The organism is Nocardioides insulae DSM 17944, from assembly GCF_000422825.1.
GTDB lineage: Bacteria > Actinomycetota > Actinomycetes > Propionibacteriales > Nocardioidaceae > Nocardioides > Nocardioides insulae.
Genome location: NZ_AUGU01000013.1, coordinates 164,293 through 177,406 on the forward strand (window position 1 = coordinate 164,293; position 13,114 = coordinate 177,406).

Here is a 13,114-nt window from a genome sequence, read left to right on the forward strand (position 1 = left end):
AGCGACAGTGTCCCCGCTCCCGTGCCGGGCAGGCACGGGAGCGGGGACACGATGTCGTGGTGATCAGCCCTGCAGCAGGTTGCGCAGGACGTACTGCATGATGCCGCCGTTGCGGTAGTAGTTCGCCTCACCGGGGGTGTCGATCCGCACGGTGGCGTCGAACTCCACGGTGGACCCGTCGGCGCGGGTCGCGGTGACCGCCACGGTGCTCGGCGTGGTGCCATCGTTGAGCCCGGTGATGCCCGCGATCGCGAAGGTCTCCTCGCCGTTCAGGCCGAGGCTGTCGGCGCTCTGTCCCTCGGGGAACTGCAGCGGGATGACGCCCATGCCGATCAGGTTGGAGCGGTGGATCCGCTCGTAGCTCTCGGCGATGACGGCCTTGACGCCGAGCAGCGAGGTGCCCTTGGCGGCCCAGTCGCGCGAGGAGCCGGAGCCGTACTCCTTGCCCGCCAGCACGACCAGCGGGATGCCGGCGTCCTGGTAGTTGACCGAGGCGTCGTAGATCGCGGTGACGGGCGCGTCCGCACCCTCGGCGAGGGTGAAGTCGCGGGTGAAGCCGCCCTCGGTCCCGGGCGCGATCTGGTTGCGCAGCCGGATGTTGGCGAAGGTGCCGCGGATCATGACCTCGTGGTTGCCTCGGCGCGAACCGTAGGAGTTGAAGTCACGGTGCTCGACGCCGTGCTCGGAGAGGTACTTGCCCGCGGGCGAGTCCTTCTTGATCGCACCGGCCGGGCTGATGTGGTCGGTGGTCACAGAGTCGCCGAGCTTGAGCAGCACCCGGGCGCCCTCGATGTCGGTCACCGGCGAGGGGGTCTCGGGCATGCCCTCGAAGTACGGCGCCTTCCGGACGTAGGTCGACGCGTCGTCCCAGTCGAAGATGTTGCCCTCGGGGGTGGGCAGCGACTGCCAGCGCTCGTCACCGGCGAAGACGTCGGCGTAGTCCTCGTTGAACATGTCGGTGGTGATCGCCTCGGCGATGACCGCCTCGACCTCGGCCGGGCTCGGCCAGATGTCCTTGAGGTAGACCGGCTTGCCCTCGGTGTCGGTGCCGAGCGCGTCGTTGAACAGGTCGACGTCCATCGAGCCGGCCAGCGCGTAGGCGACCACCAGCGGCGGGGAGGCCAGGTAGTTCATCTTCACGTCCGGGTTGATCCGGCCCTCGAAGTTCCGGTTGCCCGAGAGCACGGAGGTGACCGCGAGGTCGTTCTCCTGCACCGCGGCCGAGACCTCGGGGATGAGCGGGCCGGAGTTGCCGATGCAGGTGGTGCAGCCGTAGCCGACCAGGTTGAAGCCGAGCTTGTCGAGGTACGGCGTCAGGCCGGCCTTCTCGTAGTAGCCGGAGACCACCTGCGAGCCGGGCGCCAGCGTGGTCTTCACCCACGGCTTGCGCTCCAGGCCCTTCTCGACCGCCTTCTTGGCCAGCAGCGCCGCACCGATCATGACCGACGGGTTGGAGGTGTTGGTGCAGGAGGTGATCGCCGCGATGGTGACCGCACCGTGGTCGAGGGTGAACTCGGTGCCGTCGGCGAGCTTGACCCGCGCCGGGTGGCTGGGGCGACCGGGGGTCACGGCCGGGGAGTCGGAGGCCGGGAAGGACTCCTCGCCGGCCTCGTCGGCCGAGCCGTTGCTGACGTAGGCGAGGACGTCGTCGCGCCACTTCGGCTTGGCGGAGGTGACCTCGATGCGGTCCTGGGGACGCTTGGGGCCGGCGATGGAGGGGACGACGGTGGCCAGGTCGAGCTCGAGCTTCTCGGAGAAGCGCGGCTCGGCGCTCGGGTCGTGCCACAGGCCCTGCTGCTTGGCGTAGGACTCGACCAGCTTGAGCTGCTCCTCGGAGCGGCCGGTGAGCTTGAGGTAGCTGACGGTCTCCTCGTCGATCGGGAAGACCGCGATGGTGGAGCCGAACTCGGGCGACATGTTGCCGATGGTGGCGCGGTTGGCCAGCGGCAGCGCGGAGACGCCCGGGCCGTAGAACTCGACGAACTTGCCGACCACGCCGTGCTTGCGCAGCATCTCGGTGATGGTGAGCACCAGGTCGGTGGCGGTGGAGCCCTCGGGGAGGTCGCCGTTCAGCTTGAAGCCCACGACCCGCGGGATCAGCATGGAGACCGGCTGGTTGAGCAGCGCGGCCTCGGCCTCGATGCCGCCGACGCCCCAACCGACCACGCCGATGCCGTTGACCATGGTGGTGTGGGAGTCGGTGCCGACGCAGGTGTCGGGGTAGGCCTGGAGGACCCCGTCGACCTCGCGGGTGAAGATGGTGCGCGCGAGGTGCTCGATGTTGACCTGGTGGACGATGCCGGTGCCCGGGGGGACCACCTTGAAGTCGTCGAAGGCGCCCTGGCCCCAGCGGAGGAACTGGTAACGCTCGCGGTTGCGCTCGTACTCGATCTCGACGTTGCGCTCGAACGCCTCGGGGGTGCCGAAGACGTCGGCGATCACGGAGTGGTCGATGACCATCTCTGCGGGGGCAAGAGGGTTGATCTTGGCGGGGTCGCCACCGAGGTCGGCCATCGCCTCACGCATGGTGGCGAGGTCGACGACACAGGGGACGCCGGTGAAGTCCTGCATCACCACGCGCGCGGGGGTGAACTGGATCTCCTTGCTGGGCTGAGCGGTCTCGTCCCAGCCGGCCAGAGCCTTGATGTCCTCGGCGGTGATGTCCGCGCCGTCCTCGGTGCGGAGCAGGTTCTCGAGCAGCACCTTCAGGCTGTAGGGCAGCGACGCGACGTCGAGCCCCTCGCCCTTGACCGCATCGAGGCGGAAGATCTCGTAGGACTTGCCGTCCACGTCCAGGGTGCTCTTGGCACCGAAGCTGTCCTGACTGGCCAACGCGTTCATCTCCTTGGTGGGCGTCCTCGGTGAGGTTCAGTCGACCTCCCATCCTGCCGCGTCGCACAGCGGTCGGAAATGAAGGCAAACCTAAGTCGCCCCGCGGGAAGTCGCTCGAATATCTCTCGACATCAAGATACATGACGCCGAGGTCGGCCCCGAAAACGCGGGGCCTCAGCCGGCGAGTTCGTCCGGCTCCTGCGGTGGCGCATCGTCGGCCGACGTCGCGGATGCTCTCGGCGGGGAAGGCCCCCACACCTGGGTCCGGTACAGCTCGGCGTAACGCCCGCGCAGGGCGAGCAGTTCGCTGTGCGTGCCCTGCTCGACCACGCGCCCCTCCTCGACCACGGCGATCTGGTCGGCGGCGCGCACGGTGGAGAGCCGGTGCGCGATCACGATCGCCGTACGACCTGCGAGGGCCTCCCCCAGCGCCTCCTGGACGGCGAGCTCCGAGGTGGAGTCCAAGGAAGCGGTGGCCTCGTCCAACAGCACCACCCGGGGCTGCTTCAGCAACAGCCGGGCGATCGTCAGCCGCTGCCGTTCCCCACCGGAGAACCGGTAGCCCCGCTCCCCGACGACCGTGTCGAGCTCGTCGGGGAGCGTCCGCACCAGTTCCCTGAGCCGCGCCCGCTCCAGGGCCTCCCACAGCTCGTCATCGGTGGCCTCCGGGCGGGCCAGTCGGAGATTGGCCCGGATGGTGTCGTGGAACAGGTGCCCGTCCTGGGTGACCATGCCGACCGCGTCGCGGATCGCGGCCGAGGAGAGGTCCCGTACGTCGACACCGCCCAGCCGCACGGCACCCGCATCGACGTCGTAGAGCCTGGTCACGAGCTGGGCGAGCGTCGACTTGCCCGCCCCGGAGGAACCCACCAGCGCCACCATCTCGCCCGGCCGCACCCGCAGCGAGATCCCGTGGATGACCTCCTGGCCACCGCGGGCGTCGAGGGTGGCGACCTCCTCGAGGGAGGCGAGGGACACCTGGGCCGCGGCCGGATAGGAGAACCGGACGTCGTCGAGCTCGACACCGATCACCCCGTCCGGGAGCATCCGGGCGTCTGGCCGGTCCGTGATGAGCGGCTCGAGATCGAGCACCTCGAAGACGCGCTCGAAACTCACCAGCGCCGACATCACCTCGACCCGGGCACTGGCCAAGGCTGTCAGCGGGGCGTAGAGCTGGGTCAACAGCAGGGAGAGCGCGACCACGGAGCCGGCGTCCAGCAGGCCGGCGAGGGCGTAGTAGCCACCGAGCCCGTAGACCAGCGCCACGGCGAGCCCCGAGACCAGGATCAGGGACGTGACGAAGGTGGTCTGTGCCATCGCCGTGCGTACGCCGATGTCGGCCACCCGGCGGGCCCGGGCGGCGAACTCGGCCGACTCATGCTCGGGACGTCCGAACAGCTTGACCAGGGTGGCCCCCGGGGCCGAGAACCGCTCGGTCATCTGGGTGCCCATCGCGGCGTTGAGGTCGGCGGCCTCCCGCTGGATGCCGGCGAGCCGGGTGCCCATCCGCCTGGCCGGCACCATGAAGACCGGCAGCATCACCAGCGACAGCAGCGTCACCTGCCACGAGATCTGGACCATCACCGCGAGCGTCAACACCAGGGTCACCAGGTTGGCGACCACCCCCGAGAGGGTGTCGCTGAAGGCGCGCTGGGCACCGATCACGTCGTTGTTGAGCCGGCTCACCAGGGCTCCGGTGTGGGCGCGGGTGAAGAACGCGACCGGCATCCGCTGGACGTGGTCGAACACCGTCGTACGCAGGTCCAGGATCAGGCCCTCGCCGATCCGGGAGGAGAGCCATCTGATCACCAGCCCCATCCCGGCGTCGAGGATCGCGAGCAGGGCGATCAGGAGCGCGAGTCCCACCACGACCCGAGCGGCCGAGCCCGCGACGATCTCGTTCACCACTCGGCCGGCCAGCACCGGCGTGGCCACCGCTAGGGCCGCCGAGACGACGCTGAGGATCAGGAAGCCCACGAGCTTGCCCCGGTGCGGTCGGGCGAACCCCACCACCCGACCGGCCGTGGCCCGGGTGAACCGCCGCCGTTCCTCGGGCGCGTGCAACTGCCGGTACAACTGCCCCCAGGCCGCCGACTCCATACTCATGCGGCCGACGCTAGAACCTCAAGCTTTGTTGAGGTCAAGGTCGAACGGCCACGGTCGCAGCCGCAGGACTCGCCGAGTCGGCGTGCTCGTACGCCGACTCGCGGGCAGAGCATCCGATCGGCGCAGTCGCCTGGCCTACCCGGGCGCGAGCGGCCGTCCGAGCAAGTGCCCGGTCAGCGGACCTGCTGATGGGAAGAATCAGCGTGGGTCAGGCCCGGTCGGCCCCCTCCGGCACGAACAGGGCGACGCACTCGACGTGGTGCGTCATCGGGAAGAGACACATGGCGTTGAGCGTAGGCACGGCTGTTTGCGACCCGCTGTGGCCGCTGGGAGAATATGGCCGCTGACCTGCGGTGTTGCCGTTTCGGGCGCCTGACGCGTCGGCATGCAGCTGCGGGCCATTGCGATTCAAGGCGCGCCCAAACCGCGCCCTCGCACGACTCGGCTACCACGATCGCAGACGACTGAAGGCTGGTTGCCCGCCAGCCCGTTAGAACGGGGCTCCATGCCCTGTCGTCCACCAGGGACGTGAAGTTCGATGTTGCATCGACCGTCTCGCCAAGCCTCGATCCGGACGCCGGGGTATTGCGACCATGCAGTCCGGAGCCGTGCCTCGCCATCACATGCGCCTGCCGGGGCACGAGGCGCCACCAGTACTTGGCTGTTCCACCGTGAAAGCGGAACTGAGCTTGCTTGAGGAGCGCCTCGCTCTCGTCGAAATCGTCGAACGACGAATTGTAAGCGCGAACCTCGACTTGCCCTGCGTCGCCAGGCAGACGCACCACCCGGACGGCCGCGCAGCCGGCCTCGATCGCGGCGACGACGTACTTGGACTGGAAGGCGACGACGTACTTGGGCTGGAAGTGGATGTCGGCGATCACCGGGATCTGCGAGTGCCTCGCGATCTCGGGCAGCGCTTCGGGCTGCGTAAGACTGGGAACGCAGTCTCCGCCGCGACGCTAGTGGTGGACCATGCCTTCGGCAAGCTCGATGTATTGCAACGCGAGCAGCCGCGGTTCCGGCTGACCGGCATCCTGATACCAGTCCGGGATCGAGGTCGTCATGGTGACGATCGCCCTGGCCGTGACCCGGTCGGGGACACGCCTCTGAGCACTCCCTCGGCGGCCCGCAACGGCATCCTCGAACAGCTGACGCACGTGGCGCCGCCCCTCTAGCATCTCGGTGGCCGCGACACCCTGGAGTGTCCGCGCCTCGTTCGTGACGACATAGGCCCACGGCATCCGGATGACATGGAACAGCACCATGCTCTCAACCAGATTTCGCAGCCGCTCCTCCGAGTCGACACCCTCGGCATCCGCAGCCTCACACCGCGCCACCAACTCCGTCATAGCCCGGCGCATCACCCTCACCAGCAAGTCATGCTTGCTCGGCACGTGGTGGTAGATGCCGGCAACGGTAATCCCACAGCGCTCGGCAATCATCCGCATCGTCGAACCGTGATAGCCGCGTTCTACGAAGAGATCGAGGCCTGCCTGCGATACCGCGTCGACCTCGAGCACGCCGTAGTCGCGCCAGTGTCTGAAGGACAGCAGCCCGAGCGTCGGGGGGTCCTGTTCGATCGGCACTTCAAGCGCCGCGGAGAGCGCTCTCAGACGCTCCGAGCCCGGACGACTCTTGCCATGCTCGAATTCGCTCAACGACGACGGACTCATCCCCAGCTGCTGCGCAAGCTCGCGAAGACCAAGGCCTCTCGAGACTCGGGCAGCCTTCATCTGAGCGCCGAGCACCCCCGCACTTTGGTCTAGTCGTCCGGCCACGACGCACACCGTATCCCCCTCGTACCTCCAGAATCGCCCGCGTACGGACGAGAATTAGCGGACGTTCGCTCTTGACCGAACGAACACCTGTGACTAGCGTCACGTTCGAGCAGAGGCAGCGACGCGTCGAAAGGCAGAGCAGTGGCGAACAAGGAGTTCGAGATCCGCGGACTATGCCACCTGGCATTGGTGTGCGAAGACATGGAGCGCACGGTCGACTTCTACACGAACGTGCTTGGTATGGAACTGAAGAAGACGATCACGATGCCGGGCGGCGGTCAGCACTTCTTCTTCGACATGGGTAACGACTCTTACATGGCGTTCTTCTGGTTCCCGGACGCTCCGAAGAAGGTCCCGGGGGTCGCCTCTGCGGCGGCGCTCCCGGGCGTCGGCGACATCGCCACCGCCCACGCCTCGATGAACCATGTGGCCTTCACCATCCCGCTCGAGAAGTTTGACGAGTACAAGGCACGCCTCGAAGCTAAGGGGGTGCAGACCGGCCCGGTCCTCAACCACGACGACAGCGAGCGTGGCGTCGCCGCAGAGATGCACGACGGTGTCTACGTACGCTCGATGTACTTCTTCGATCCCGACGGCGTGCTACTGGAGTTCGCAGCCTGGACCCGCGACCTCAATGAGGACGACGTCAATCTGGCGCCGGTGAACGCCCAGGGCGTACCCGCGAACATAGTGAGCGCCTGACATGTCCGAGACCTTGGCCTTCGCCTCCGGATTCTTCGACGCCGTCTCACGGGGCGATATTGAGGCAGTCGGTGGCTACTACAGCGACGATGTCACCATCTGGCACAACTATGACGACACCGACCAGTCCAAGGCCGAGAACCTCCAAACGCTGGGGAGCATCCCGAAGCGCTACGACAGCTTCGGGTACACCGAGGCACGGACGGTCGCGCTCGAGGACGGTTTCCTGCGCCAGCACGTGATCGTGGCCAGCCGCGGTGGAAAGACCGCGTACGTACCGGCGATCCTCCGGGTCTACGTGTCGAACCGCATGATCCACCGGATCGAGGAGTACTTCGACCGCGGGCAGCTGTTGTCAGCGCTCAGCTGACATCGCAACAGCCATGAGCCCGCCGGCGCGGACGCGCCGGCGGGCTCATGGCTGTTGCGATGCGATTCGGTCAGATGAAGTAGGAGCGCATCTCGGTCGCGACAGAGATCAACTCTTCAGCGATCTCCGTGCGCGCCTGATCGGTCATTCGCCCCTGGGGGGTGGCGACGTTGAGGGCATAACGGGCACCGCCGTACTCCCCGAGCGGGACGGACACCGATGCGACGCCCTCTTCGCTTTCCTCCTGGCTGGTGGCGAAGCCGTCGCGACGGGCGGCTGCGACCTGTTCGAGCAGCACCGATCGTCTGGTCACCGAGCCGGGCATGAGGGGCGGCAGCTTCTGACTTGGGTAAAGCACGCGGATCGCGTCGTCATCAAGCAGCGTCATCAGCGCCTTGCCCGATGACGTGCAGTGCGCAGGCATCGTCTTCCCGAGTCGGGACCCGACCCGTACGGCACGAGGGCTCTCTACGGCGTCGACGAAAGACACGGTTGCTCCGTCGAGGCGGCTCAGGTGGACGGTCTCGCCTAGGGCGGCCGAGATCCGCTCCAGGTAGGGATGCAGCCGTGCACGGACGTCGAGCTGCCGTAGTACCGAGAATGCGATCGTGGTCAATGCCGGACCCGGTTCGTAGGCCCTCGTGCCCTCCTGCTGCCGGACGAAACCACGGTAGACGAGCATCGCCATCAGCCGATGCGCGGTGGACGACGCGACGCCAAGGTACTCGCTGACATCGATGAGCCGGATGCTGCGTCGTTCGCCGAGTAGCAGCAGGATTCGGAGCGCGTTGTCGACCGACTCGATCGGGTACTGCGGGCGGTTCGCTTGCTCCCCGGTGGTCACGGGTGAACTGTAGCGATTGACTCCCCCTAGCTGTGGGTGGGTCATGTCGATCGCCGGCGACGAGGTTCGTTCGCTCATGCGGGTGCTCCGGACCTCTCCCGCATTGCGTCATTGGTCACCTTGCCCAATGGGTTGCGTGGGAGTTCGGGCACGATCTCGAGGACGGTCGGGAGCTTGCAGCGGGCGAGTTGACCCGAGCCCCAAGCTCGGAGCTCTTCGAGTTCGAGTTCCGCGCCGTCCGCGGGTACGACGACGGCGGCCGGGGTCTCGCCCAATCGCTCGTCATCGCGGCCGATGACCGAGATCTCTGCGAGGCCGGGGGGTCCGGACAGCACGTTCTCCACCTCGCCGCACGAGATGATCGTGTCCTTGGCTCGGTCAGCGACGTACACAATTCCCTCGCCGTCGACGCGCACCAAGTCGCCGGAGCGGAACCACCCGCCGGTGAATGCCTCTGCTGTCGCCGCGGCGTTGCTCCTGACCCAGTGCTGGCGTGGGGCGATCGAGATCTCATCCATCGGGACAGTGCCGGGTCATTCATGAGGCCTCCGGGAAGCGGGCCTTGATCCAGGCGGCGACCTCGTCGGCCACCTTGTCACGGGCCCCGGTGGGCTCCAGGAAGTAGTGGTCCCCAGGCAGGTCGATCCTGGTCTTGTCCGTGCTCGCGATAGCGTCGTTGATTCGTGCAGCGTCGCTCGGGAAGACTCCAGTGTCCCCGTCCGGGTTGATCACCAGCGCCGGCACTGTCACCTTCGCCAGGTGCGGTTCCGCGCGACACTGCGACTCCTCAAGGCTCCACATGTTGAGCCAGTTACGCAGCGTCGTCTGGCCCCCGATGCCTTGACCGCTCTTGTTGGCGGCCTCTGTCGGACCGCGGTAGCAGCGTCCCGCGGCACGCTGCGACGGCTCGAGGGTCGGGTCGACCATCCGCGGGTCGGCCCACGTACGTAGCACGGTGAACGGTTGGTCGGCGCATCCCAGCGCAGTGATCCGCTCGAGCTCCGCGCGAGCCCAACGCGTGATCCGGTGGTTCCGCTCGACCTGTGCGGCGCGGTAGCGGGCTAAGAACTCGGGTGAGAACGGCGGGCCGTTCTGCGGGTTGAACAGGTCCAGGTCTGGATCGGTTGCGGTGATGTCGTTCTCGTCGGTCACCGAGGCATCCAGCCAGTCGGTCAGCACGTCGGGGCGGCCAAGGTGGGCTGCGAGTGACACGTAGGCGTCGCCGGGGATCAAGTCTTCGACCCCGGGTGCGGGTGCGGCGTCCCGGGCCGGTCGCACGCTCGGTTCGATTGCCTGGGAGTGGTAGGCCGCCATCAGGGAGCCGCCGCCGGAGTTGCCAAGCAGCACCACATGGTCGACGCCTGCCTCTTCCTTGAGCCAGCGAACGCCGCTCCCGATATCGATCAGCGCCTGGTCGAGCGTGAACTGCCACTCGTAGCCTCGGAACCTGGTGTTCCAGCCGAGGAAGCCGATGCCGCGCTCGGCCATCAGGTCCGCGAGATAGTGCTCGGAGAAGTCGATCTGGTAGTGGGCGGCGATCATAGCGATCCGCGGGCGCTGCCCGGTGGGTGTGAAGTAGTTGCCTTGGAGCGGATAGCCGCCGGCGCCGGCGCGACCGGCCCCGGGCGAGATGCCGCTGACGAACTGCTTGTCGACCTGCTGGTTCATGAGTTGAGAGCCACCTCGTCCATTGTGTTGAGTCGCGCGTACTTCTTCAGGTACGCGAATTGGTGCGCGATTCGGTCGCGGTACATCGGGTCGATCAACTGTCCCTTGCTATCGAAGGCCTCGTGCGCGAAGTTGACCAGCACCTCCGGGCTCGGGACGACGAGCGCTCGGTTGTAGACGAACAGTTGACGCAGGCCGCTCTGCGCGCGAGCGGTGGCGAGCTTGCCCGTCGAGGCGCCCATCAGGGAGACGGGCTTGTCCATCATCGCGCAGGCGAAGAGGGGGAAAGTGATCCAGTCCAACAGGTTCTTGAGCACCCCCGGCACCATGCCGTTGTACTCGGGCGTGACGATCAGGACGGCATCGGCGGCTTGAACCTCGGCGCGCAGCCTGCCCACAGCAGCAGGCTCGTTGCCGATCAGATCCTCGTTGAACAGGGGGATCTGCGGAAGCACGTCGCTGATGTGGACGTCGACATCCTCAGGGGCCAGGGCTGCCGCGGCCACGAGCAGTTTCTGATTCCAGGAGTCTGTGCGCAGACTTCCCGCGATCGCCCAGACCCTCACTCGGTCTCCGGTTCCGTTCATTTCGTCTCTCCCAGATGGGCGTGTTTGATGACGAGGCTTGGACGAGCCCGCCTCGCTGTTTGATGGGCGAACACGGTCGACTCGAGCGAGCGCCCAGGGTGCTAGCCCGTGACCTCGGCGATCGCCAGGGGCACGAGGCCAGGTTCAGCCAACCTTGCGAGTTCGTGTCGCCAAGCCGTCTCTGTGTTCAACGCAACCCCCAGGTCGGGCAGTGCGTCGAGTTCCTCCGGTCCGATCGGCGTGGGCTCACCTCCGGCAGCCACAATTCTGAGCGACAGGTCTGCGAGGGTGGCCACGGCTTGGGCGCGGAGTACCGCCTCCGCGATCGATGACCCCGTCGACGTCAGACCGTGCCCTCTCATCACCACGACAGGTCGATCGGCCAGGGTCGCGGCCACGGCGGCACCGAGATCGGTGGTAGAGATCAAGGCTGAGCGGGGGAAGACCGGTACGCCGCCGGCGGCGAGGACTGCGCCGGGGATGTCGTAGGCGCCCACGATCGGGAGGATCGGCAGCCCGGCGAGGTCGGCGATGACCACGTCGCGAGGATGCGCGTGGACGACCACGTCGACGTCCGCCCTGTGGCGCAGTACCGCCGTATGCAGAGGGAGTTCGAACGGCACCGTGTAGCCGTCGAGCTCACCCCGTTCTCCGGGGCGGCCCTCCGTGTCGACGAGGCGCACATCGCCAGCGGTCGTGTACGCAAGGCCCCGCTCGTTCCTGCCGCGGCAGCGCACCAGGAGCCGGTACTCGTCGATCCGCACACTGATATGGCCGAGGAAGCCAGGCGCGAGGTTTCGGGCGGCAAGCACCCGACAGCCGTCGGCCACCTCCGCACGCAAGTCATCGAGGCTCATGCCGCCCCACCCCGGGCCGCCGCAGTCCGCAGACGGACCGACTCGCGCGGCCAGTTGACGGTGACGCCACCGGTCACCCGGCCAGCCCTGTCGCGCCAGGTGGCGGCAAGACGGAAGGGTTCTGCCTGTTCCACGACCTCAGGAGCGGTAGACACATCGCGGACACCGACGAGTTGGATCTTCCAGTCGTACTGGTCGCTCCATACGTAGGCGACCGGAACGTGGCCAGCCGGGATGTTCCCGGACGGGTCCTGGTCGGTTGAGGTTGCAGGCTGGGCGATGCTTCGGGCCACGCAGACGGCCTGCTCTACCGCACTCGTCCAGTGCTCGACCCGGACGCCGTCCCATCTGGCGACGTCGCCCACGGCATGGATGCCTGGCGCACCGGCCACCGCACCGAGACCATCGCACACCACACCGTCATCGATGCCGAGCCCCGACCCGGCCAGCCAGGCGACGTTGACCTCGGACCCGATTCCCACAACGACCACGTCCGCCTCCACGACCTGCCCGTCGTCGAGACGTGCCCGATGGCCGTCCTCGTACTGCTCAAGCGTCGTAACGCCCACACCGAATCTGGTGTCGACGCCGTGCCGGCGGTGCAGCGCGGAGAGCCGTTCACCGAGATCTGCTCCGACGACCCGGGCCATTGGCACCGGTGCTGGGTCGACGAGGGTGACCGCGACGCCGTGTCGGCGGGCAAGGGCCGCTACTTCGGCACCGATGAACCCGGCACCCAGCACCAACACCCGCTCCGCATCGGCGAGCGCGGCACGCAGGCCACGTGCATCGGCCAGGGTGCGAAGCACGTGCACGCCAGCGACGTCGTACGCCCCCTTCCGGGGAGTCAGTCCGGTCGCGATCACGAGGTGTTCATATTCGAGTGCCTCGCCGCTTTCCAGGCTCACGCGCTGGGCCTCGACGTCGAGCCCGGTGACCCGAGAGTCGAGCAGCAGTTCGATGCCGAGTTGGTCGCCCTCCGCCGGGGAGATCAGCGGGACGCGGGCGTCATTGTCGACGCTGCCTTTGGACAGCGGTGGCTTGTCGTAGGGCACCTCGGTCTCGGCCTCCAGGACGCGCACCGAGCCGGTGTAGCCGTGTTCCCGCAAGGCCCGGGCGGTGCGGATGCCGGCCACGGAGCCGCCGACGATCACGACCCCACTCACGCGTCCTCCAGCCACAGTGCCGAGACGGGGCAACTGAGGGCAGCCGTCTCGATCCGTCCGCGTTCGGTCTCCTCGATCTCGGTGCGCAGCAGGACGACGACGCCGTCATCGTCGATGTCGTAGGCGTCCTCGGCGCCGACAACGCAGTTGGCGTACCCCTGGCAGGCGGACAGATCGGCCTTCAGGATCGGCATGGTGGTGTTC

13 protein-coding genes are annotated in these 13,114 nt (G+C 67.4%); 2 read left to right on the forward strand and 11 right to left on the reverse strand.

From position 1 onward, the window contains the following. Positions 1 to 63: 63 nt before the first annotated feature. The 4 genes from acnA to G515_RS18985 all read right to left on the reverse strand — a co-directional run bounded on the left by acnA (position 64) and on the right by G515_RS18985 (position 6,686). Positions 64 to 2,841 carry an aconitate hydratase AcnA gene (acnA, locus tag G515_RS0101420; protein ID WP_036553741.1) on the reverse strand — a complete coding sequence of 926 codons (2,778 nt, stop codon included), beginning with the start codon at positions 2,839 to 2,841 and terminating at the stop codon, positions 64 to 66. Between the two features lie 165 nt (positions 2,842 to 3,006). After that, entirely contained in the window at positions 3,007 to 4,938 is a 1,932-nt protein-coding gene (locus G515_RS18980; protein ID WP_084652918.1) for an ABC transporter ATP-binding protein, read from the reverse strand. A gap of 173 nt (positions 4,939 to 5,111) precedes the next feature. After that, entirely contained in the window at positions 5,112 to 5,819 is a 708-nt protein-coding gene (locus G515_RS22920; protein ID WP_084652920.1) for a hypothetical protein, read from the reverse strand. Between the two features lie 78 nt (positions 5,820 to 5,897). Then, the gene (locus G515_RS18985; RefSeq protein ID WP_036553744.1) at positions 5,898 to 6,686 is read right to left on the reverse strand and encodes a TetR-type transcription factor C-terminal domain-containing protein; all 789 of its coding nucleotides are present in this window, start codon (positions 6,684 to 6,686) and stop codon (positions 5,898 to 5,900) included. Between the two features lie 171 nt (positions 6,687 to 6,857). On the opposite strand from G515_RS18985, the gene G515_RS0101440 reads away from it, so the two are divergent. After that, positions 6,858 to 7,418 carry a VOC family protein gene (locus tag G515_RS0101440; RefSeq protein WP_028658691.1) on the forward strand — a complete coding sequence of 187 codons (561 nt, stop codon included), beginning with the start codon at positions 6,858 to 6,860 and terminating at the stop codon, positions 7,416 to 7,418. A 1-nt stretch (position 7,419) separates the two neighbouring features. Continuing rightward, positions 7,420 to 7,788, forward strand: coding sequence for a nuclear transport factor 2 family protein (locus G515_RS0101445; protein ID WP_028658692.1), 369 nt, complete (start codon positions 7,420 to 7,422; stop codon positions 7,786 to 7,788). Positions 7,789 to 7,858: 70 nt separating this feature from the next. Here the strand turns inward: G515_RS0101445 and G515_RS0101450 are convergent, their stop codons facing one another. From G515_RS0101450 to G515_RS0101480, 7 genes are all read right to left on the reverse strand, one after another. Next, entirely contained in the window at positions 7,859 to 8,632 is a 774-nt protein-coding gene (locus G515_RS0101450) for an IclR family transcriptional regulator (RefSeq protein WP_028658693.1), read from the reverse strand. Positions 8,633 to 8,706: 74 nt separating this feature from the next. Then, entirely contained in the window at positions 8,707 to 9,150 is a 444-nt protein-coding gene (locus G515_RS0101455; protein ID WP_028658694.1) for an AMP-binding enzyme, read from the reverse strand. A gap of 19 nt (positions 9,151 to 9,169) precedes the next feature. Then, on the reverse strand, positions 9,170 to 10,300 hold the full coding sequence (locus G515_RS0101460; protein ID WP_028658695.1) for an alpha/beta hydrolase: 1,131 nt from the start codon (positions 10,298 to 10,300) through the stop codon (positions 9,170 to 9,172). Beyond that, a complete protein-coding gene (locus G515_RS0101465; RefSeq protein WP_036553748.1) occupies positions 10,297 to 10,887 on the reverse strand; it encodes an NADPH-dependent FMN reductase in 591 nt (196 codons plus the stop codon). Before G515_RS0101465 ends, G515_RS0101460 begins: the two co-directional genes overlap by 4 nt. Positions 10,888 to 10,988: 101 nt before the next feature. Next, positions 10,989 to 11,744: a 3,4-dihydroxyphthalate decarboxylase gene (phtC, locus tag G515_RS0101470; protein ID WP_028658697.1), complete on the reverse strand. Its 756-nt coding sequence runs from the start codon at positions 11,742 to 11,744 to the stop codon at positions 10,989 to 10,991. Next, positions 11,741 to 12,910 (reverse strand): NAD(P)/FAD-dependent oxidoreductase, encoded by a 1,170-nt coding sequence (locus G515_RS18990; protein WP_051217724.1) that lies wholly within the window; start codon positions 12,908 to 12,910, stop codon positions 11,741 to 11,743. Before G515_RS18990 ends, phtC begins: the two co-directional genes overlap by 4 nt. Beyond that, positions 12,907 to 13,104, reverse strand: coding sequence for a ferredoxin (locus G515_RS0101480; RefSeq protein ID WP_028658698.1), 198 nt, complete (start codon positions 13,102 to 13,104; stop codon positions 12,907 to 12,909). The genes G515_RS18990 and G515_RS0101480 overlap by 4 nt, the downstream gene beginning before the upstream one ends. Positions 13,105 to 13,114 lie beyond the last annotated feature (10 nt).

Bases quoted from the DNA above. Each gene is read 5' to 3' on its own strand.
- G515_RS0101445 (WP_028658692.1), top strand. From the start codon at position 7,420: ATGTCCGAGACCTTGGCCTTCGCCTCCGGATTCTTCGACGCCGTCTCA.
- G515_RS0101455 (WP_028658694.1), bottom strand. From the start codon at position 9,150: ATGGATGAGATCTCGATCGCCCCACGCCAGCACTGGGTCAGGAGCAAC.
- G515_RS0101465 (WP_036553748.1), bottom strand. From the start codon at position 10,887: ATGAACGGAACCGGAGACCGAGTGAGGGTCTGGGCGATCGCGGGAAGT.
- G515_RS0101460 (WP_028658695.1), bottom strand. From the start codon at position 10,300: ATGAACCAGCAGGTCGACAAGCAGTTCGTCAGCGGCATCTCGCCCGGG.
- G515_RS18980 (WP_084652918.1), bottom strand. From the start codon at position 4,938: ATGAGTATGGAGTCGGCGGCCTGGGGGCAGTTGTACCGGCAGTTGCAC.
- G515_RS0101480 (WP_028658698.1), bottom strand. From the start codon at position 13,104: ATGCCGATCCTGAAGGCCGATCTGTCCGCCTGCCAGGGGTACGCCAAC.
- acnA (WP_036553741.1), bottom strand. From the start codon at position 2,841: ATGAACGCGTTGGCCAGTCAGGACAGCTTCGGTGCCAAGAGCACCCTG.
- phtC (WP_028658697.1), bottom strand. From the start codon at position 11,744: ATGAGCCTCGATGACTTGCGTGCGGAGGTGGCCGACGGCTGTCGGGTG.